The organism is Paenibacillus nanensis, from assembly GCF_003583765.1.
In the GTDB taxonomy this organism is placed as follows: Bacteria; Bacillota; Bacilli; order Paenibacillales; family Paenibacillaceae; genus Pristimantibacillus; species Pristimantibacillus nanensis.
On sequence record NZ_QXQA01000003.1, the window covers coordinates 141,749 to 161,853 of the forward strand.

The window sequence follows — 20,105 nt, forward strand, 5'->3', positions numbered from 1 at the left end:
GAAAGGCATGGCATAAGCGAATTCCGACAGCGTTCTGTTTTTTCTTCTGAGTGGAAGGTCCCAAATTGGGGGAGAACACATAAATCTATGCAGGAAAGCCAAAAATAAAATTGATACAAATGGGCGCACGTAGTTTACCAATTGGAGTTCATCATGTACAATAGTATGTGAAATATTTAACAAAGTAACGGCGAGGAGTGCTGACATTGGAGAAGACAATGGAAACGGAACGGTTGGATCAATCGGCTGTCGAGCAGGCGGCTAATTTGACGCAAGTGCTCAAGCTGCTGGAAAATCCGGAGACGCTGAAGGCGTTGTCCACGATCGTTCAACATCTGCCGCAGCTGGCGGAGATGACGACAAAGCTCAGCGAAGCATACGGAACGGTTAAGAGCCTGGCAACGGACCCGGTATTTATCGCGGATATGAAGGGCGGATTCGAAGAAGTGGTGCTGCCTGTAACGGACCGCGTCAAGGGCTTGGCGTCGGCTGTTATCGAAGCGAACGATATGGCGAAGGAATCCGATACGCCTATCGGAATCTTCGGCGTCATGAAGATGCTGAAGGATCCGCAAGCGCAGAAGCTGCTTCATTTTATTCAAGCGTTTATGACTGTGCTGAACAAACAAGAGAAAACGCGATAAGGGACGGAGGAGATCGTCATGAAAAAGAATATATTAATTCTAGGCGGCGGATACGGCGGGCTGCTCAGCGCGCTGACGGTACGCCAATATGTAACGGAAGCCGAAGCGTCGGTAACGCTTGTTAACCGGTACCCTACGCATCAAATTATTACCGAGCTTCATAGACTCGCGGCGGGCAATGTGAGTGAAGAGGCGGTTACGCTTCCGCTCGAAAAGCTGCTAAAGGACAAAAACGTTTCGTTGCGAATCGATAATGTGGAACAGATTGCGCCTGATAAAAAAACGGTCCAGCTTTCGGGAGGCGGTTACTTAAACTACGATTTGCTGGTCATTGCGCTTGGCAGCGAAACCGCTTATTTCGGTATTCCGGGTTTGAAGGAGAACAGCCTGATTCTGAAATCCGCGAAGGATGCCAATCAAATTCGCGAGCATGTTAAAGGCCGCTTGAAAGCTTATGCCAAAACAAAAAATAAAGCGGACGCTACCATAATCGTCGGCGGGGGCGGATTAACCGGCGTTGAGCTGGTCGGCGAATTTGCGGATGAGCTGCCGGCTTATTGCCGCGAGAACGCGATACCGCCAAGCGACATCGAGCTGTATTGCGTGGAAGCGGGACCTTCGATTTTGAACGGCTTCCCGCAAACGCTGATCGATCGGGCAAAGTCGAGTCTCGAGAAGCGCGGCGTGAAGTTTCTTACCGGCACGCCGATCACGGAGGTCAAAGGAAATCAAGTGTTCCTGAAGGACGGCAGCTCCATCGAAGCAGGCACATTTGTTTGGTCGGGCGGCGTCCAAGGCCATTCCGCCGTCATGGACTGCGGAATCGAAGTGAACCGGGGCAGAGCAACCGTCACACCGCATCTGCAGTCGACTTCCCATTCCGATATCTTTTTGGCGGGGGACAGCGCGGTTGTCTTTAACTCGGAAGGAAGACCTTACCCGCCGACTGCGCAGCTTGCTTGGCAAATGGGCGAGCTGGTCGGCTACAATTTGTTCGCGACGCTTCGCGGCATGCCGCTGAAAGAGTTCGAGCCGATCTTCTCCGGCACGCTGGCAAGCCTCGGAAGGAAGGACGGCATCGCTACGGTCGGCGCGAGCCAAACGCAGCTGAAGGGCTTCCCGGCCTCCGCGATGAAAGAGGCGAGCCATATCCGTTATTTGTCCCATATTAAAGGGCTTTTCGCTCTAGCTCATTAATCAAAAAAAATCTCCTGCGCGCGCAGGAGATTTTTTTATTTCTTAAGCAGCAAATAAGCGAAGTAGGGAACGCCGATCAGCGAAACGACGATACCGGCCGGCACGACCTTATCGGCGACAACGTTGCTGCCGATAATATCCGCAATGAGCAGCAGGAGACCTCCGAGCAGCACGGCGATCGGAATGAACATTTGGTTGCGGGGGCCGACTAATGATTTGGCGATGTGCGGCGCCATCAGACCGATAAAAGCAATGCCTCCCGACACGGAGACCGCCGCCGCAGCAAGCGCGACTGACGTCAGCAGCAGCAGGATGCGCTCCCGTTGAACAGGAAGTCCCACTCCGATGGACACCGGCTCGCTGAGTCCCAGCAAGTTCAGGCGCGTCGCTTTATACAGCGTATAAGGAATCAGAATGACAAGCCACGGCAGGATAGCCCATAAGAAGGGCCAGTCCGTTCCCCAAATATTGCCCGCGATCCATCTCGAAATAAAATCAACCTTCTCGCGATCCGTCGAAGAAATGAGCACGATCATTAAGCCGGATAATGCCATCGAGAAGCCGACGCCGACAAGCACCAGCCGAACCGGATTCAAGCCTTCCGACCTGCGGAACGAGAACAGGTAGATCAATGCGGCGGTAAGCACCGCGCCGATAAAAGCGGCGACTGGCAGCAGGTAAGCAAAGCTGCCGACATCGATCGGGAAGTAGAGGAAAAAAATCGCCACCGCGACGCCAGCTCCGGAATTAATGCCGATAATGCCGGGATCGGCAAGATCGTTGCGGGTAATCGACTGCAGGATGGAGCCCGATAGCGCAAGCGCCATGCCGGACAATACGGTGATGAAAATTCTCGGCAAGCGCAGTTCCCAGATGCTGAGATTTTCTTTAAATGCCCCGTCTCCGAACAATACGGGGATAATACGACTGAACGGGACGGTGGAGTTGCCTAGCCCTAAACCGAGAAAAGCCGTAATAAGGATGAGAATAAAAAATAGCGAAAAGAAAAACAGCCATTTTTGAGCATGCGTTTTTTGTATCATGAGAGCGATTTCCCACCTTTATGTACGACGTATAGAAAGAAGGGCAGGCCGAGAATGGCGACTACCGCTACGATCGGCGTTTCATACGGTGCATTAATGAGTCTTGCGGCCGTATCGGCCAAGAGCATAAAAGTCGCTCCGATCAGGACCGACATCGGTACGATAAACCGGTAATCGGTGCCTGTTATTAACCGTACAATATGCGGAATCATAAGTCCGACAAAGGCAAGATTGCCGACAAGAGCGACTGATGCGCCTGTCAACAATATTACGGCGGCGAACATGAGCGCGCGAATTCGCCCCAGCTTCTGGCCGAGACCGACCGCTACTTCCTCGCTTAAGCTTAAAATCGTTAATTGCTTGGATAAGATGACGGCCAGTAATATGCCCGCGCCGATGACAGGGCTAATCATCGCGAGCTGTGTCCAGGTCGTTCCGTTTAAGCCGCCGGCCGTCCACATGGATACATTCTTCGACAGCTTGAAGAATATGGCCGTCCCTTCCGTAATCGCCGTCAGGAACATCGATATCGCCGCGCCCGCCAGCACGACGCGAAGCGGGGAAAGCTTCCCCTTTCTGGCTGAGCTTAAGCCGATGACGAGCAAGGAGCCGATTGTCGCGCCGATAAAACAAGCGATCATAATGCCGACATAGGTTAGATTAGGGATAAAGGCAAGGGTAATGGCCAGCGCGGCAGTTGCGCCGGAAGTAAGGCCAAGAAGTCCCGGATCAGCAAGAGGATTCCGGGTAACGCCTTGCATCACGGCACCGGATACGCCGAATGCGGCGCCGACAAGCGCGGCGCCTATTTCTCTTGGAAGCCGAAATTCCTGTATGATGAGAATATCTTTGTTCTCCGACGAAAAGGTAACCGCGCGCCATACATCAAGAGGGCTAACATCGGCAGCCCCTAACATAATCGAAACAACAAACATGCCGGCAAGGATAACAATGCCGGCAATACATTTAATACTGAAGGAAACCGCATATTTTTTGGTCATGTCCGTGACCTCTCTATGTTCTCAAATGAATTATTGGCCAAGAAATTTCTCTTTGAAAAACGCAAGCTGATACTCAAGCGTCAGCGGGTCGTTGAAATAAAACTCATTGCCGTTCACTTCGTAGACTTGATTGTTTTTTACGGCAGGGATGTTTTTGTACGATTCGGTTTCTTGGAAGGAGCTGTCGGAATCGGCGAATTTGCTTAGAATGACATAGTCGCCCATATAATCAGGCAGCACCTCGGCAGATAACGCGTAGTACCCTTCCTTAAGCGCCGTTTCCTTTACCTTTTCAGGCATGGGCAGCTTCATCGCCTGGTATAAAATTTCCGTGCCGCGGCCCCAGTTGTCGCCGTACACGTAAAGCTGTTTGCCATAGGCCTCAACAACCGATACGGTTTTGTCTTCGCCGATTTTCGCTTTGATGTCGGCGCCGGCTTGAACGGCGCGCGCCTTGAAGTCGTCAACCCATTCCTGTGCTTCCTTCTCTTTGTTGAGCAGCTTGCCGATTTCCACATGCTGCGTCAAATAGTCGACTTTCCCGTACGTGTAAGTGACGGTAGGGGCGATTTGCTTCAATTTGTCGACGTTTTTAATGTTCGACAGGCCGATAATGAGGTCGGGCTCAAGCTCCATAATTTGCTCCACATTCTCGTCCGTTACTTCCGGCACATCTTTAATGTACTGATCGTAGCGGGGGTTCATTTTCGACCAGGAATCTACGCCGACCAGGTTTACGCCCAGCGCCATGACATTGCCCGCAAAGGAAGACAACACGATGACCCGCTGAGGATTAGCCGGCACTTCCACCGGCCCGTTCTCGGATTGATAAGTAATCGTGCCGGATTGTTCAGCCGCATTGCCGTCCGCTCCTGCGGTCGGGGACGCTGACGGTGAAGTCTCAGCGGCGCTATTGTTCGTATTGTTTGCCGAGTTGCTGCCGCCGCAAGCGCTCACAAGCAGCATTAAAATAAGAGCAAGCGGATAAAAAACGTTTTTCAAGAGAGGTTCTCCCCTTTTCTTTTTCATTGATAACGATTATCAACATCACTCAGCACATTTTAAGGCCTAATGACAATGGCTGTCAATACATGTTTCTTAACTGTTTAAAAGGCTATAAAAAAGTTAGTATTGCACTTTCCTAAAGAGGAGGTTATAATGTGCCTAGGTTAGTTGCAATTCAAGACAACGGCCATTTTTTAAAAAAAGAAATGTGCTTGAAGAAGGCACAATAAAAGGGAGAGAAATTCATGAGCAACGTATTATTGATTAAAGCGAACGACCGCCCGGCGGATCAAGCCGTAAGCGTGCAAATGTATGATGCATTTCTGAAAGGCTTTAAGGAAGCCAATCCGGAAGCGAAGATTACCGAGCTTGACTTGTTCGCGCAAAATCTGCCTTATTATGATAACGCCATGATGACAGGTCTATTCAAGGATGCAAAAGGTATCCCGTCCGAAGGGAAAGAAAAAGAGCTTGCAGATCTGGCGAACCGTTATTTAGAGCAATTTATGGCGGCGGATAAGGTCGTATTTGCTTTCCCGCTCTGGAACTTCACCGTTCCCGCTCAGCTTGTGACCTATTTGTTCTACCTGCTGCAAGCAGGCAAAACCTTTAAATATACAGAGCAAGGCCCGGTTGGTCTTGCCGGCGACAAAAAAGTCGTTCTTCTTAACGCTCGCGGCGGCGTCTACTCGGAAGGCCCTGCGCAGGCGGCAGAGATGTCCCTTAACTACGTGAAGACAATCATGGGCTTCATCGGCATTCAGCCGGAGTCGATTGTTATTGAGGGGCATAACCAATTCCCTGACCGCAAAGCAGCGATCATTGAAGAAGGTCTTCGTAAAGCGCACGAAGCTGGCGCTTCGTTCTAATTGTATCGTTTGCAGCTAGGCCGGCTGAATTGCTCAGCCGGCTTTTTGCATTGCCTGCCGGCCTGTTCCAACCTATAATGAAAGAGAATGATGGAATCCTGCCGCTAGGAGGAAAGCCGTATGAGCGTAGCTGATAAAGGAATCGATTTCGGCCCGCCCCATTTTAAAATCGCCCTGCATGCTTTGGCTAGATTGGCGCGGAATAATTCAATTACATCAAGCGCCGTCATTGCCGGCCAAGTCGACTCTCATGCCACCTTTCTGCGAAGGGTGCTGCAAGCTTTAACTTTAGCGGGGATTGTAGAGTCTCGCGGAGGGCGCGAGGGAGGCTATTTGCTGAAAAAATCCGCTTCGCTCCTAACGCTAGGCGAAATATATGAAGCGGTTCATCCGGGACGGCGAAGCTGCTGCGGCGGCGAGGCGTTTAAGGCGCCAAGCAGCGAATGCGGCGAAGCAAGCGTTTTGCTCGATCAGGAGCTGGAGAGGATTCTTCATGAAGCGGAATCGAACACGATCCAATTTTTGAACCAATTTACACTCGACCAAGTCATGTGCCGTATTCCTTTTTTTAAGGAGCGTGCTTAAATATATGGAAAGCGTCAGCCGCTCCGGCTGACGCTTTTTTCTAGTGCGAGTCATTCGACTAAACTTCTTACAATTAGACAAAAAAGGCTCGTTTACAGTGCGGAAGAGCATTAGTATAATGAACACGTTCAGCAAACGGCAAGAAAGGGAGTGCCATCATGCACGAGGAAAAAACGATTGTTCTTGATGTGTACAACATATTGGATCAGCTTGGCATCAGCCGAGAGGCCGTACAATTCCTGAACGTCTCCTCATCCGTGGGGGCTGACGAGGCTACCGGGTCGAACGCTCTGCCCGAATAAAGGCGATAAAGCGGCGAGTTTCCTCCGGCGTCAGCTTACGGCCGTCGACCGTCAGCTCATATTTTTCCGTGACGCTCTCGTCATCCAGTTCAACGCGATTAAGAAAGTCGGACACTTCGGGGCTGAGTGCTCTGCTTGGGTTCTGATCTCTTCCCATCAAGTAGTCTATCGAAACGCGGAAATAGTCTGCGATTCGGTTAAGGAGCGTATAATCCGGTTCTCTTCGATTGGTTTCGTAATGGGACAGAGAAGCGCGGGTTATGCCTAAGTGTCCGGCTAGTGTTTCCTGGTTTAAGCCGCGTTTTTTGCGCAGCTCTGCGATACGTTTTCCATAGCGGTTCATGCTTTGTGTTTCCCTCCAAGTTAGGGGTCCGTTACTATGTCTTTATTCCTATTATTATAGCAACCACTTCATGAACATGCCAGATATTGTCGAAGGCTTTGCGTGAAAAACGCAAAGCTTTTTTTGCGTTCCAAAGCTTGTGAAATAAAGTTGCCTGGCGTATAATTGTCATGACAACTAATTTGTACGGGAGGCCCGGTTATGGAAAATGGCAACGAGCAGGATTTGCCGATACTATCTGTCGGTTTTTTAATGGGGGTCGCCTACCGCAAGTTATCCGCAGTTCTTCATCATAAGCTTCGCGACTATGATTTGACGCCGGAGCAATGGTCGGTATTGTACACAGTGGACCAGTCGCAAGGGCTGATTCAAAAGGAAATCGCGGAGCGGTCTCATAAGGACAAGCCTACTACGACAAGAATATTGGACCAATTAGAGAAGAAAGGTCTCATTCATAAACAAGTCGGCGAGAATGACCGCAGATCCTTCCTCGTCTTTACGACGGAGAAGGGGAAGGAAGTGACGCAGGCTACGACTCCGATCGAAGACAGCATGACCGATGAATTGCGCGCTTTTATGAGCGAGCCGGAAATCGACATGCTGAGGGAGCTTTTACTGCGCATCCATCATCATCTCGGCACCAAACAATAAGATAACGAAATGGAGTAATGACATGCAACCAGATAAACATCATGAGCCGTTATGGACGAAGTCTTTTATCTCGATTACGATTTGTTCCTTTTTATTGTTTTTAAATTTACAAATGCTTCTTTCATCCTTCCCGGCTTATGTCACCAACGAACTAAACGCCGGTAACATCGCGGTCAGCTTAGTCACGAGCCTATTTGCTTTGTCTGCAATCGCATCCCGGTTCATGACGGCGGCGTTTATGCGCAAGTTTTCTCGCGATTGGCTGCTGCTTACGGGGATTCTGCTAGGCGCGTTAACGACAGCGGTATATTCCCTGTCCGGATCCGTCGGCTCGCTCCTTGTTATGCGGGTAGGCTACGGCATCGGCTTCGGCATGGCGAGCACCATTCTGCCGACCCTGGTTTCGCAGATCATACCGGCGAAGAGGATGGGCGAAGGCATCGGGTACTTCGGGCTGTCTACGAGCCTCGCGATGTCGGTCGGGCCTATGATCGGTATGAATATGATGAACAACCTGGGATTTGGCCCGCTGACGATAGCGGGCACGGCGGCCTTACTGTTGTCGCTGCCCATCTTGTTTTTCTCCCAATTAATCTCCCTCTCCTTCCGAACAGGTAAACCAGCCGCGCGTTCGGAAGCGTCCGTTCAAAATCGCGGCGGCTTTAACCATAAGCTGTGGTTTCCGGCTCTGTTAAACGCGCTGCTATCGATTACGTACAGCGGGCTTCTGAGCTTTATTGTATTGTTCGGACAGTTTGCCGGTTTGGAGCAGGTCGGACTTTTCTTCTTATTTAACACGGTGACGATCGTACTGATCCGTCCGATCTCTGGACGTCTCTTCGATCGCAAAGGACCTGTGCCGGTTCTTATTCCCGCCGGGTTGTCCGTAGCCGTCAGCATGCTGGTTTTATCGTATTCGGATCAAATGGTTATGCTAATCGTTTCGGCTCTTCTTTATGGACTCGGCTTCGGCGCGATTCAGCCGACAATCCAGGCTTGGATGCTTCGCGTATCGACGAAGGAGCAATACGGCGCGGCCAACAGCATGTTCTACAATTCCACGGATTTTGGCGTTGCGGTTGGCGCGTTACTGCTTGGCGCTGTCGCGTCGGCAACGGATTATGCGGTGATGTATCGCTACTCGGCGCTCATTATGGTTTGTTTTGTTCTTTTATTTGCGGTATCACGTATTCTTGTGAGAAGAAGACAGCCGCTGCAAGCCTAAGTTGTTTTAATCCGAAAAGCCGCAAAATAGCAATTGAAAAGAAATCTTGTTCATCTCGTTCTGTTATAGTGAAAGCAAGCAAATGAGTTGCTAATAATGACATGAGGTGAACGAAAATGGCTGTTTTGTCCAGACAAATTTATGTGAACTTGCCTGTGAAGGATTTGAATGCAAGCAAAGCGTTTTTTAAGGCGATCGGCTTCGAATTCAACATGCAGTTTTCGGATGAGAAGGCGGCTTGCTTGGTCGTCGGAGAAAATATATTTGCGATGCTGCTGCAAGAAGAGTATTTCAGGACATTTACGAATAAGGACATTGCCGACACTTCCAAATCGACCGAGGTGCTGATCGCGATATCCGCGGACAGCAGAGAGGATGTGGACGGCATCGCTTCTCGAGCTATTGCCGCGGGAGCGAAGTCGAACGGCTCGATCGATCACGGCTTTATGTACCAAACGAGCTTCGACGATTTGGACGGACATACTTGGGAAGTCGCATACATGGATCCATCCGCGTTGGAAGGATAAGAATACGGGTGCAACGAAAGCTGCCAGCCGGTCTGAATGGACCAAAGCTGGCAGCTTTTATTGTTCGGTAAGGTGGCGAAGGGTCGATTCCACCTTGTTCAGATGGTCGCGAATAAGCTGAGATGCCAGCGCCGCGTCCCCTTCGGCTATCGCGTTATAGATCGAACGGTGCTCGTCAAGCAGCCGCTCTGAGGTGGACTTCTGCTGATAGAACCATAGCTCTCGGGTTTTGCCGATCGTTTCTCCGAGCCTCTGGGCTAGGGAGCCCATCAGCTGGGTAAGCAGGGAGTTGCGGGAGGCTTCGGCTATTGCGGCATGGAATTCTACATCGGCTTGTTCGCCGCCCGCCGTATCGTTACTCTGCAGCGAGATGTTCATCCGGTCAAGAATGGCGCTTAGCTTCGCCAGATCCTCCTCCGTACGTCTCTCGGCGGCTAACGCCGATGTGCCGGTCTCTAATATTTTGCGAACCTCCAGCAGCTCGAGAATCGAATCCGCTTCTTGAAAGGGGGAGGCGCCTCCCTGCGCCGTTTCGGATGGCAGCACCTTTTTGACGAAAGTGCCTCCGCCGTGCCTAATGTCCAGCCAGCCAGTCGCTTTGAGCGCGCTGAGCGCTTCGCGAATCGTAGAGCGGCCCACGCCGAAGCGTGCGGAAAGCTCGACGACGGAAGGCAGCTTTGCCCCAGGCTCCCACTCTCCCCGCGTTATATTCTCTAGGATGAGACGGCCTACGATCTCATGGCCTTTCTCGGTTTCGATTTTCATATTTCGCATTGGCATCCTCCGTTAATTTGCGGAAATGACTGTATTTCTATATAAGCATAAGCTATAATGATTGAAAAGTCATCTGATGACCTGATCAATTTGTTTTCCAATGAGGAGGCCTTTATGCTAAACCCTGAAATTAAAGCCAAGCTTCGCGCCATTGTCGGAGAGAAGCATTTCCGGGACGATCCGGAGGCGCTTGTCGCCCATTCTTATGACGGTACGCCCATGCTCCAGTCGCTGCCGGACGGCGTCATTTATCCATCTTCGGCACAGGAAGTATCCGACATCATGAAGGTTTTGTTTGAATATAAGGTCCCGCTTGTCAGCCGAGGCTCGGGTTCGAACCTGTGCGGCGGAACGGTGCCTGTGGAAGGCGGCATCGTGATGGTGATGCATCGGATGAACCGCATTCTGGAGGTTGACCGCGATAATTTGACCGCGACCGTTCAGCCGGGACTGATCACGGCGGAATTTATCGCCCACATCGAGGGGATGGGCCTGTTCTATCCGCCGGACCCAAGCAGCATGAGAATTAGCACGATCGGCGGCAACATTGCGGAATGCTCCGGGGGACTGAGGGGGCTGAAATACGGCACGACCAAAGATTATGTCATTGGGCTTGAGGCGGTGCTGGCGGATGGCCGCATCATTCGGACCGGCGGGAAGCTGATGAAGGATGTGGCAGGCTACGACCTAACCAAGCTGCTTGTCGGTTCTGAGGGGACTCTCGCCGTTATTACGGAGGCGACATTAAAGCTGATTCCTCCGCCAAAAGCGAAAAAAACGATGCTTGCCATGTATCGGGATTTATACGGGGCGGCGCGTACGGTATCGCGCATTATCGAATCCAAGATTATTCCGGCGACGCTGGAATTCATGGACAATCCGACAATTCGGGTTGTCGACGATTTTGCGAAGCTTGGATTGCCTTTAGATATGGAAGCGATCCTGCTTATTGAGCAGGACGGCGAGCCCGAATCGGTAGAGCGGGATGTGGAGCGGATCCGCGAAATTTGCGAGCTCGAATCCGCAGACCGCATTGAGGTCGCGGAAAGCCGAGAGGAGGCGGAGAAGCTGCTTACCGCCCGCCGGAGCGCCTTTACGGCGCTTGCGCGCTTGCGCCCGACGACGATTTTGGAGGACGCGACAGTGCCAAGGTCGCGAATCGCCGATATGGTGCTGCGGATCAATGAGATCGCGAAGAAATATAATGTCACGATCGCGACGTTCGGGCATGCGGGCGACGGCAATCTCCATCCGACGGCAACGACCGATGCAAGGGATACGGAGGAAATTCATCGCGTCGAAGCTGCGTTTGCGGAAATCTTCGAAGCGTCGATCGAGCTTGGCGGGACGATTACGGGAGAGCATGGCGTCGGGGTTGTGAAGGCGCCGTATTTGGAGTGGAAGGTAGGCGAGCCTGGCATCGAAATTATGCGCGGCATTAAAGCCGCATTCGATCCTCATAACCTGCTTAATCCAGGCAAGGTGTTCGCCAAGGAATCGAAAAAAAGGGTGGTTCTGCAGCATGGGTGAAGCTAACGCTAACATATTGAAAAAACCGAACATTCAGCACACGAATCCGCTTGCACAAACGCTTCTGAATAAGCTGGATTACGACCAATTGACAAATTGCATGCGCTGCGGCTTTTGTCTGCCGGCTTGCCCGACCTTCAGGGAGACTGGCATGGAACCGGAATCGCCGCGAGGCCGAATTGCCCTGATGAAGGCGGTCGCAGACGGTCTAATGGATCCCGATCAAGCGTTCCAAGATCAGATGAACCACTGTCTCGGCTGCCGCGCCTGCGAGCCGGTCTGTCCGGCGGACGTCAAATACGGACAGCTGATCGAGCAGGCGAGAGACGCGATTGAAGACCACGCGCAGCATAGCGCTCCTGTTAAAGGACTGCGCAAGCTGATGTTTAAGGGCGTATTTCCGCGCCGCGGAAGCTTGAAGCTGCTCGGCGGATCGCTTGCATTTTATCAGAAATCTGGCCTTCGCAAGCTGGCGAGAGGAACTGGTATCATGCGATTGTTCCCGGAACATCTGAGAGAGATGGAAAGCATCCTGCCCGACGCGACGTCACGCGGCGTAATAGAACGGCTGGGAACGTTCTATCCGGCCAAAGGCAAGCCTATTGCCCGCGTAGCCTTGTTCCGCGGCTGCATCATGGACGTCATGTTCGCGGATACCAATGTGCATACGGTGCAGCTATTGTCCGAAGCGGGATTCGAGGTGGTCATTCCGGAGGCGCAAGTATGCTGCGGCGCATTGCATGCGCACAGCGGGGAGATGGAGGAAGCGAGATCGCTGGCGAGGCTTAATGTCGGCGCGTTTAAGGAAGCCGGCGTCGATTATATCGCCTCCAATGCGGGAGGCTGCGGCGCGCTGCTGTCGGAATACGATCATCTCCTGCACGGCGATGCCGACGAAGGAATGCGAGAGGACGCGAAATGGTTCGCGCACCGCGTAATCGATGTCAGCCGCTTGATTGTGGAGCATGGACGCGTACCCCGGTTTGCCGAGAAGCACGCCGCTGATGCCGAAACAGCGGTTACCTATCAAGACTCTTGCCACCTCCGCAATGTCATGAAGAGCGGATCGGCTCCAAGAGAGCTGCTGCGCGGCATTGAGGGCGCGTCATTCGTCGAAATGAAGGAAGCGGACCGCTGCTGCGGCTCCGCGGGCATCTATAACGTCACACAGCCGGAGATGGCCGGACAGCTGCTGGAGCATAAGATGGAGCACGCGGCGGATACGCAAGCGCGTTATTTATTAACCAGCAATCCGGGCTGCTTGCTTCAGATGAAACTAGGCATCGAGAAGCATAAACCGCCGTTCCGGATGGAAGCCATGCATATTGTCGATTATTTATATGAACGGCTTGCTCTCTCGCCGGAGAATAAACCGCAAGAAAAATAGCCTCGCATTTATGCCGTCCGTTTGGGCGGCTTTTTGTATTTGATAAATTAGTAGAATATTGTCGAAAAACTAATGATTTTGTCGAATTAACCCGATAAGAAGTGTACATCTACGTTTATCGGAGGAATAACTTACATGGACAAAAAAGGATTTTCACGGCTTAAAAGTTGGTTTAACTCCATACGAGCAAAGCTAACTTTATTTTTGCTGCTTTTGACCGTCATTCCGCTAGTTCTGGTCGCAGTTATACTGACGAGTTTGTTTACAGGCAATGTTGAGGCGGAATTGAAGGAGAAGCAGGTGGCGATCGCTTCAGCCAATGCCTCTGCCCTTAATGATTTTTTAGTTGGCAAGATCGTTTCCATGGAAAGTATGATTAAAACCTATAAGGAACAATTTCTTAGCGGGGATGAAGAAGCGGTGTTGGACCTTCTTCAAACGATGATGGCAATGGATCCGGAAGTGATGTCATTTTCGTATGCTCCTGAAAACGGTCAATCCTTCAATCATGAGAACGTCAAAACTGATTTATCGGTATTTGATAACTTTAAACGAATTCGGAAAGAAAAAACGGTCGGCATATCCGATATTTTAGTTGATCCTAATTCCAATGAAAATATTGTCATCATCGATGTTCCAATAATAGGAGATAAGGAGGAATTTAAAGGCTTACTTCAGGCAGTTGTCAGCCCGGAGCGTTTGCTCGACGGCATTAACAACAATAAAATTGGGGAAACCGGATACGTGTATCTCTTATCCAAAAGCGGTATTTACCTATCTCATCCTACGTCTGAGAAAATCGGGAAGGACTTTAGAGAATTTGCGGACGACGCCAGAGTAAAGTTGTTTACGGAGCATGTGCTGGTCGATAAGCTCGGAAATGCGGAGTATTCGGAATCGGACGGAACAGGCAAGTTCGCCGCATTTGCTGCTGTTGATGCCACGCAATGGAGGGTCGTTGTTTCGGGTGATGAGGCCGAACTGAAAGGGCTGGTCGCGAATACGAAGCAAAAAGGGATATTGACCATCATCTTTTGTTCCGTGCTGGTTGCGGTGCTCTCCTATGCGGTGGCGGTACTGGTTCTGCGTCCAATTGTCAGCATGTCAAGGTTGATGAAAAAAGTTGCAGAAGGCGATTTAACGGAACGACTTCCTGTCAAGGGGGACGACGAATTAGCGCAGCTGAAGAACAATATGAATGACATGCTGGATTCCTTTAAGCTGACCTTAACGAAGCTGTCAGAAGCGGTACAGCATACCGCTGTTTCATCCGAACAGCTTACGGCAATATCGGCCAGCTCGGCGCAGGCGGCACAGCAAACGGCAAGCGCGGCGGAAGAAGTTGTGAAGGGCGCAACATCGCAGTATGAGGGCTCCGAGCAATCCGCAATCGCGATGGAGGAGATGGCGATCGGCATCCAGCGAATTGCGGAATCCTCTACTGTAGTCAATGGGCAGGCGCAGCAAGTCCATACTGAGGTTACGCAAGGTGACCATGTCGTTCAAACGGCCGTCAGCCAAATCACGCATGCGAGTGAAGCTGTCGGCAAATCAGCCGATATGGTCCGTTTGCTGGAGGCCAAATCTTCCGAGGTTAACGGTATTGTGAGGTATATTTCCGAAATCGCGGCACAGACGAATCTCCTTGCGCTTAACGCATCGATCGAAGCCGCCAGAGCCGGCGAGCATGGCAGAGGCTTTGCGGTTGTCGCGGGAGAGGTGAAGAAGCTAGCGGAGCAAACGGCGCAAGCGACGGGCTCCATCGCTTCAATCCTGCATGACATACAGAACTCGACCTCGCTTACATCCCAGGCGATCTCGGATGGCATCGACGAGGTAAATAAAAGCGTCGATAGATTCGGTCAGGTGAGCGCGGTTTTTGCCAGCATTAAGAAAGCTGTAGAAGGCGTGACGGCCCAAATTGAGGAGGTATCGGCTGCCACGGAGCAGTTATCCGCAAGCACGGAAGAGGTATCGGCATCGATGAATGAAATTGTCGCCATTTCGAAAACATCTTTAACGGAACTAGACGGCATCAAGGGAGCAGCCGGCCGTCAAAGCATTTCCATGGAAGAAATCAGCGCATCTTCTGAATCGTTAAGCCGAATGGCTGCAGAGCTGCAGGAGCTCGTGTCGAAGTTTAAAGTGAAATAAAGGAAGGCGGTTAAATAATAAGATTTTGTGCTTAAACCTATGATGAAAGCGCTGTATCGATCGGATTTATTCAGCTTTCCGCCGAAACCAGTCTATTATCGTCTTTTACATTTGATAGCGAAAGGAGTAGCATATGCACATAGTCAAATAACGTAACGCTGAATTTTCCGCAAGGAAGAGCGGGGGAACCAAAGCGGCGCGCATGTAGGCGACCGCAGGGGTGAATCCATTTGAATGGTAGGGAGATCTCGACTCCCGAATCCGACAGCTAACCTCGTAAGCGTTCATCGAGAGATAAGTGTGCGTACTCGTGATCGGATTGACCACAGGGAGCCTTTTCTCTGTGGTTTTTTGCTGTGTTCGGAATCATTTATTAGAAGAAGAGAGGCTCATCTAGATGAGAAAGCAGTTTGTTGTCATTGGACTTGGCAGATTCGGAGGCAGCGTGACGAAGACGCTGTGCTCGCTCGGTTACGAGGTGATGGGGATTGACAAGGATGAACGGAAGGTGCAGGAATATGCAGCCGTCTTAACCCAGGTGTACCAGGCGGACTCAACGGACGAGAATGTCATGAAAGAGCTGGGCGTGCGCAATATGGATCATGCGATTGTCGCCATTGGCGAGGATTTGCAGTCCAGTATTTTGACAACACTAATATTGAAGGATTTGGGAATAAAGCATGTGACGGCAAAAGCGACAAACGATTATCATCAACGCGTTCTGGAAGGATTGGGAGCCGATCATATTGTGCATCCTGAACGCGACACCGGCGTTCGCGTCGCGCATCAGGTGACATCTAAAAACATGATCGAATATTTGGAGCTTTCTCCGGAACATAGCTTGGTAGAAGTTATCGCGCCGTCATCCTTCGGGGGCAAGACATTAAAGACGTTGGATTTCAGAGCCAAGTACGGCTGCAGCGTAATGGCTATTCGCAGAAAAGATAACGAAGTAGTTGTCTCTCCTCATGCGGACGAATTGATTTTCGAAGGGGATATGTTAGTCATGATCGGCAGAAATACCGACATCTCTCGTTTTGAAAGAACGTTTGAAGATTAGGGGGGCCTATGTCTATAACCAGCTTAAAAAAGAAGGAGTTAAATCCGCATCAATGGACGGTTATTGGTTTTGCGAGCGTTATTATGATAGGCGCCATTCTGTTAACGTTGCCGACCGCTTCAACAAGCGGATCATCGTTAGGTTTCCTTGATGCGTTATTTACAGCCGCGTCAGCCGTCTGCGTGACGGGGTTAACTGTAGTTGATACAGGCACCGCTTACACACTATTTGGGCAAATCGTTATCATGCTGCTCATCCAAATCGGCGGAATGGGTTTCATGGCTTACGGCGTCATCATAGCCGTTCTGCTTGGCAAACGTATCGGTTTGAAGCAACGCATACTCATTCAGGAATCGACCAAAGCGACTTCCATTCAGGGGCTTGTCAGATTGGTGCAAACGATCGTGCTGATCACATTTTCATTTGAGGCTGCCGGTGCATTGATTTTATGGTTACGGTGGATGCCGGAGCTCGGAGTCGGTCAATCAGCTTATTACGCCTTGTTTCATGCCGTTTCGGCCTTTAATAATGCGGGATTCGGATTATGGCCGGATAATCTGGTGAGATATGTAGGGGACCCGATCGTCAATATCGTGATCAGCCTGCTGTTTATTTCAGGCGGGATTGGCTTTATTGTGATGGTGGATATATATAAAAAACGAAAATGGAACAGGTTTACCCTCCATACGAAAATCGTGCTTATCCTCACAGCGGTATTAATAGCGGGAGGATATGTAGTTATTCTTGGTCTGGAACTGTTAAACCCTACGGTGTTCGGCGGATTAAGCTGGTCCGAAAAGCTATGGGCAGCCTATTTTCAAAGCGTAACGACAAGAACGGCGGGTTTCAACAGCGTAGATTTAACGGGCTTGTTGGCCGCTACGCAGTTTTTAATGATATTTCTTATGTTTATCGGCGCTTCGTCCGGCTCGACGGGCGGCGGTATCAAAACGAATACGCTGATGGTTCTGCTGGTGGCCATGTACAGCACGATACGCGGTCGGACGCAAGTCCATATCTTTAAAAAAAGGATTGCAAACGAAATGATCTTCAGCGCCCTCTCGGTCATCATCATTTCGTTGGGTCTCGTATTGATCGTTGCTTTTTTGCTGACGATAACGGAGCCGAACCAAGATTTCATCAAGCTGCTCTTCGAAGCGACGTCGGCATTCGGAACAGTAGGCTTGACGCTCGGGCTTACCTATGAGCTATCTCCAATCGGCAAATTCATCATTATCTTGACCATGTTCGCTGGTCGTCTCGGACCGCTGACTCTGGCATTTGCGCTTGCAAGCAGAAGGCGTGACAGCAAGATCGGCTATCCCGAGGAAAAAGTGCTTATCGGTTAACAAGATTGCGTGTCGGATCATTGAAAAAAGCCGTATCGCCCAAAAAAACAGGCGGTACGGCTTTCTTTTTTATAGATTACTGGCGTTACCGGTCAGTAGGATGGCCAGCCGTTCGGCCAGTTCAGATCGTTAATCAGCAGCTTCGGCGTTCCGTTGTCGTCGGCGTCGTACGCATGGCGGATGATGATGTTGTTGTTATATACATCCTGATGGCCAGGACCTTTCCATCTGACGTTGCCGGCATCGATAATCGTGCCGCCTCCGTTCATCATGCTTACGCCGTTCTGGTCGACGTACGGGCCGGTAATGCTCGTGGAGCGTCCTACGACCATTTTGTACGTGCTGTTGACGCCTTGGCAGCAGCTGTCGATCGACGCGAACAGGTAGTAATAGCCTTGCCGGTAAGCGATCGTAGGCGCCTCGATGCCGCCGCTTCTGCTCGCGATGGAAGTAAGAGAGCCAGTCGGCTTCATCGTGTTCTTGTCCAGACGGGTAAGCTTGAGCCCGCTCCAGAAGGAGCCGAATGACAGCCAAGGATTGCCGGACGGGTCGATGAACAGATGCGGGTCGATCGCGTTGTAATTGTTGGAGCTTGTCGTTCGGATGACTAGGCCATTGTCCGTCCAAGGTCCGTTAATGTTGGTGGCGGAGGCAAGGCCAATCGCGGAGGTGTTGGAGCCGAAGCTTGAGATCGAATAGTAGAGCCAGTACTTGCCGTTATAATATTCGATGTCCGGTGCCCAGAGGTCGTTGGTGGCTTGGTTCGGGACGTACGTTTTCCACCAGGAGAGAGGACTTGCGAATACTTGATTCGTTCTGGACCAGCTTGTGCCGTTGGACGAGGTTAAATGCTGAATGCCTTGACCGGTGGAGAACACGTGATAGGTGGTGCCGACCTTGATGATCGTCGGGTCATGAACGACAGTGTCCCCCGTAAGGTTCCAGAACGCAGCGAATGCCGGGATAACCAAGCTGAGTGACATGACGACGGAGAGAGCGGCGGCCAGCATCCATTTTTTTTTGCCTTTGAACATTACGATTCCTCCTTAAAGATGAGATGGAATGTTCGGCAGATCATGCTGAAAGCGCCTCCATTTACGCGCGCATATAAATGTAAACGCTTTAGTTAATATATTAATAAAAACATTTAGTTTTTTCAATCCTATTTTTTAAAAAAATCCCGCTTTTAGGAGCGGGATTGTAACGAATCGTTAATATTTTTGTTAATTTGATCAATGTCGGGTGACGGGGTTGGCGCATCTTGCAGGCTGTATTTCTGTTTCAAACGCAAGATGCGGTACAAGCTTTCATCGATTCTTTGTTCGTTGAGCGTATTCGATTCGACTGCGGCTTTCAGCGAATGAATGACTTCAAGCCGCAGTTCGGTTTGATGGCTTACGAGGACGATGTCGGTGCCCGCGAGTATGGAACGGACGGCGGCGTCGCCGATTTTATTCGTATTTAGAAGCGCTCCCATCGTCATATCATCGGTGATGACCACACCGTCATACCCCAACTGGTCCCGAAGGAGCCCGTTAATGACAGATGAGGAGATCGATGCCGGCTGTTTATCGTCGATTTGCATCATAAGCAAGTGAGCGACCATAATGGCATCGACGTCTTGGTTGATCGCTTCGATAAACGGCTGAAGCTCGAACTGCTCCAGCTCCTGGCGCGTTTTGTTCACTAAAGGCAGATCATAATGCGAATCAACCGACGTATCGCCGTGGCCGGGAAAATGTTTGATGACGGCAGCTACGCCTTGCGAGTTAATGCCATACATCGTTTCGATGCCATGCTTCATCACAGCCTCTGGCGTTGAACCGAAGGAGCGGTCGCCGATGACCGGATTTTTCGGATTGCTGTTAATGTCCATCACAGGCGCAAAGTCCATATTAAATCCTAATGCATGAAGCTCGTTTCCGATCGCTCGTCCTATATTTCTTGTGTACGTTAAATCGTCGGCTGCGCCGATTTCGCCGGCAGAAGGCGTGTTTGAAAACATAGAGGAAAGCCGGCTCACTCTGCCGCCTTCTTGGTCAACGCTTAACCATAACGGAACGGCGTTTTTTTTGTTGGCCTCTTTTAGTTGATTGAGTAACGATACCGTTTGCTCCGCGGTGTCTATGTTGTTTTTAAACAGAATAAAACCGCCGACTTTATACTGTTCAATCATTTGAAGCGTATCATCATTCATGGAGTAGCCGTCCAGCCCGACAATGACAAGCTGCCCGATCTTTTCATCCAAGCTCATTTGCTCCACTTGCTGCCGGATGGGATCGATCTCAGGGGAGGGTGTCAGTGTAGGAGGATCGGTCGAGACGTTCGGACTAGCGGTTTGACTTGGCGCAGGGCTGAGACTATTGTTTCCTGGCGCATGTTGGTTCGAGCTGCTACAGCTTGCAAGGATTACCGCCAAAAGCGGTAGTAAAATAAAAAAACTCCTCTTCCTTCTGATG

General features: G+C 50.8%; 20 protein-coding genes and 1 riboswitch. Of the genes, 13 read left to right on the forward strand and 7 right to left on the reverse strand.

Going from position 1 to position 20,105, the window contains the following annotated elements:
- Positions 1-206: 206 nt before the first annotated feature.
- Positions 207-644 (forward strand): helical membrane plugin domain-containing protein, encoded by a 438-nt coding sequence (locus tag D3P08_RS06885; RefSeq protein WP_119598718.1) that lies wholly within the window; start codon positions 207-209, stop codon positions 642-644.
- Positions 645-662: 18 nt separating this feature from the next.
- Complete coding sequence (locus tag D3P08_RS06890; protein WP_119598719.1) at positions 663-1,841, forward strand: NAD(P)/FAD-dependent oxidoreductase; 1,179 nt, start codon at positions 663-665, stop codon at positions 1,839-1,841.
- 35 nt (positions 1,842-1,876) lie between these two features.
- On the opposite strand, the gene D3P08_RS06895 is transcribed toward D3P08_RS06890, so the two are convergent.
- From D3P08_RS06895 to D3P08_RS06905, 3 genes are read right to left on the reverse strand one after another with little or no spacing between them, the layout of a single operon-like run.
- Positions 1,877-2,884, reverse strand: a complete 1,008-nt coding sequence (locus D3P08_RS06895; protein ID WP_119598720.1) for a FecCD family ABC transporter permease — start codon at positions 2,882-2,884, stop codon at positions 1,877-1,879.
- Complete coding sequence (locus D3P08_RS06900; protein WP_119598721.1) at positions 2,881-3,885, reverse strand: FecCD family ABC transporter permease; 1,005 nt, start codon at positions 3,883-3,885, stop codon at positions 2,881-2,883. The genes D3P08_RS06895 and D3P08_RS06900 overlap by 4 nt, the downstream gene beginning before the upstream one ends.
- 30 nt (positions 3,886-3,915) lie before the next feature.
- Positions 3,916-4,887: an iron-hydroxamate ABC transporter substrate-binding protein gene (locus D3P08_RS06905; protein WP_119598722.1), complete on the reverse strand. Its 972-nt coding sequence runs from the start codon at positions 4,885-4,887 to the stop codon at positions 3,916-3,918.
- A 248-nt stretch (positions 4,888-5,135) separates the two neighbouring features.
- Between D3P08_RS06905 and D3P08_RS06910 the strand changes: the two genes are divergently transcribed.
- The 3 genes from D3P08_RS06910 to D3P08_RS27235 all read left to right on the forward strand — a co-directional run bounded on the left by D3P08_RS06910 (position 5,136) and on the right by D3P08_RS27235 (position 6,646).
- Entirely contained in the window at positions 5,136-5,759 is a 624-nt protein-coding gene (locus tag D3P08_RS06910; RefSeq protein ID WP_119598723.1) for an FMN-dependent NADH-azoreductase, read from the forward strand.
- 120 nt (positions 5,760-5,879) lie between these two features.
- Positions 5,880-6,344: an RrF2 family transcriptional regulator gene (locus tag D3P08_RS06915; RefSeq protein ID WP_119598724.1), complete on the forward strand. Its 465-nt coding sequence runs from the start codon at positions 5,880-5,882 to the stop codon at positions 6,342-6,344.
- A 158-nt stretch (positions 6,345-6,502) separates the two neighbouring features.
- The gene (locus tag D3P08_RS27235) at positions 6,503-6,646 is read left to right on the forward strand and encodes a hypothetical protein (RefSeq protein WP_162848390.1); all 144 of its coding nucleotides are present in this window, start codon (positions 6,503-6,505) and stop codon (positions 6,644-6,646) included.
- Here D3P08_RS27235 and D3P08_RS06920 read toward each other — a convergent pair.
- The gene (locus D3P08_RS06920) at positions 6,618-6,989 is read right to left on the reverse strand and encodes a helix-turn-helix domain-containing protein (protein ID WP_119598725.1); all 372 of its coding nucleotides are present in this window, start codon (positions 6,987-6,989) and stop codon (positions 6,618-6,620) included. The genes D3P08_RS27235 and D3P08_RS06920 overlap by 29 nt on opposite strands.
- A 201-nt stretch (positions 6,990-7,190) precedes the next feature.
- Between D3P08_RS06920 and D3P08_RS06925 the strand changes: the two genes are divergently transcribed.
- The 3 genes from D3P08_RS06925 (at position 7,191) to D3P08_RS06935 (ending at position 9,392) form a co-directional block, all read left to right on the forward strand.
- Positions 7,191-7,640 (forward strand): MarR family winged helix-turn-helix transcriptional regulator, encoded by a 450-nt coding sequence (locus D3P08_RS06925; RefSeq protein WP_119598726.1) that lies wholly within the window; start codon positions 7,191-7,193, stop codon positions 7,638-7,640.
- A gap of 22 nt (positions 7,641-7,662) precedes the next feature.
- The gene (locus tag D3P08_RS06930) at positions 7,663-8,865 is read left to right on the forward strand and encodes an MFS transporter (RefSeq protein ID WP_119598727.1); all 1,203 of its coding nucleotides are present in this window, start codon (positions 7,663-7,665) and stop codon (positions 8,863-8,865) included.
- 116 nt (positions 8,866-8,981) lie between these two features.
- Positions 8,982-9,392, forward strand: a complete 411-nt coding sequence (locus D3P08_RS06935; protein WP_119598728.1) for a VOC family protein — start codon at positions 8,982-8,984, stop codon at positions 9,390-9,392.
- A 57-nt stretch (positions 9,393-9,449) separates the two neighbouring features.
- Here the strand turns inward: D3P08_RS06935 and D3P08_RS06940 are convergent, their stop codons facing one another.
- Positions 9,450-10,166 carry a FadR/GntR family transcriptional regulator gene (locus D3P08_RS06940; protein WP_119598729.1) on the reverse strand — a complete coding sequence of 239 codons (717 nt, stop codon included), beginning with the start codon at positions 10,164-10,166 and terminating at the stop codon, positions 9,450-9,452.
- Between the two features lie 114 nt (positions 10,167-10,280).
- Here D3P08_RS06940 and D3P08_RS06945 point away from each other — a divergent pair, with 114 nt between their 5' ends.
- The 5 genes from D3P08_RS06945 to D3P08_RS06965 all read left to right on the forward strand — a co-directional run bounded on the left by D3P08_RS06945 (position 10,281) and on the right by D3P08_RS06965 (position 17,646).
- Complete coding sequence (locus D3P08_RS06945) at positions 10,281-11,696, forward strand: FAD-binding oxidoreductase (RefSeq protein ID WP_119598730.1); 1,416 nt, start codon at positions 10,281-10,283, stop codon at positions 11,694-11,696.
- On the forward strand, positions 11,689-13,083 hold the full coding sequence (locus D3P08_RS06950) for a (Fe-S)-binding protein (RefSeq protein ID WP_119598731.1): 1,395 nt from the start codon (positions 11,689-11,691) through the stop codon (positions 13,081-13,083). Before D3P08_RS06945 ends, D3P08_RS06950 begins: the two co-directional genes overlap by 8 nt.
- Positions 13,084-13,218: 135 nt before the next feature.
- On the forward strand, positions 13,219-15,237 hold the full coding sequence (locus tag D3P08_RS06955) for a methyl-accepting chemotaxis protein (RefSeq protein WP_119598733.1): 2,019 nt from the start codon (positions 13,219-13,221) through the stop codon (positions 15,235-15,237).
- Between the two features lie 146 nt (positions 15,238-15,383).
- Positions 15,384-15,536: riboswitch (cyclic di-AMP (ydaO/yuaA leader) on the forward strand.
- 98 nt (positions 15,537-15,634) lie between these two features.
- Positions 15,635-16,297 (forward strand): potassium channel family protein, encoded by a 663-nt coding sequence (locus D3P08_RS06960; protein ID WP_119598735.1) that lies wholly within the window; start codon positions 15,635-15,637, stop codon positions 16,295-16,297.
- Positions 16,298-16,305: 8 nt separating this feature from the next.
- Positions 16,306-17,646, forward strand: a complete 1,341-nt coding sequence (locus D3P08_RS06965) for a TrkH family potassium uptake protein (RefSeq protein ID WP_119598737.1) — start codon at positions 16,306-16,308, stop codon at positions 17,644-17,646.
- Between the two features lie 92 nt (positions 17,647-17,738).
- Here the strand turns inward: D3P08_RS06965 and D3P08_RS06970 are convergent, their stop codons facing one another.
- Together D3P08_RS06970 and nagZ are read right to left on the reverse strand one after the other, a co-directional pair.
- On the reverse strand, positions 17,739-18,680 hold the full coding sequence (locus D3P08_RS06970) for an arabinan endo-1,5-alpha-L-arabinosidase AbnA (RefSeq protein ID WP_119598739.1): 942 nt from the start codon (positions 18,678-18,680) through the stop codon (positions 17,739-17,741).
- Between the two features lie 152 nt (positions 18,681-18,832).
- Positions 18,833-19,900 (reverse strand): beta-N-acetylhexosaminidase, encoded by a 1,068-nt coding sequence (gene nagZ, locus D3P08_RS06975; protein ID WP_240647350.1) that lies wholly within the window; start codon positions 19,898-19,900, stop codon positions 18,833-18,835.
- Positions 19,901-20,105: the final 205 nt, after the last annotated feature.